The organism is Bifidobacterium xylocopae, from assembly GCF_003315615.1.
GTDB classification, from domain to species: Bacteria; Actinomycetota; Actinomycetes; order Actinomycetales; family Bifidobacteriaceae; genus Bombiscardovia; species Bombiscardovia xylocopae.
Map to the genome: position 1 here is coordinate 1 of NZ_PDCH01000043.1, position 518 is coordinate 518.

A 518-nucleotide genomic window follows, 5' to 3' on the forward strand; every position below is an offset into this window, starting at 1 on the left:
TCCTGACGGGTGGACGCGGGTGTACGCATGTACGGACGGTCTGCGTCTCGCAGCTGTCGGGTCCACCCGTGCAGCCCACCGAACCCCTGCGCGCGCGCGTCAGAAGTGTATAAGCGACAGCACGGTCACCGGCATCACCCTCGACCGGAGCGACGCCACACCCCCACCCGCCTGGAACACCGGCAGCCACACCGGGGACACCACAGCACCGGCACACCCCGAAGGACAGGTCACCGCCAACATCCACTGGACCCTAGCCGGCCAACCCCAACCCGACTACCCACTCACCTACACCTACACCCACCAATACACCCTGCCCAAAGCCGGCAGCATACCCATCCAACGACTCAGCGGAGGCACCCTCCTACTCCTCACCACCCTGGCCGCCCTCACCACAACAGCCCACCAACACGCCCGCAGACACCAACCAGGCAGACACACCACCCTCAGCGCCTAAACACCCAAAAGGACCCGCACAACCCCACGGACCCACGCCCCCCCCACCCACACACCCCACC

At 66.6% G+C, this 518-nt stretch carries 1 protein-coding gene; it reads left to right on the forward strand.

The window, feature by feature from the left end:
• On the forward strand, positions 1 to 457 hold a 457-nt coding region (locus CRD59_RS07560), incomplete at its 5' end, for a hypothetical protein (protein ID WP_236632794.1).
• Positions 458 to 518: the final 61 nt, after the last annotated feature.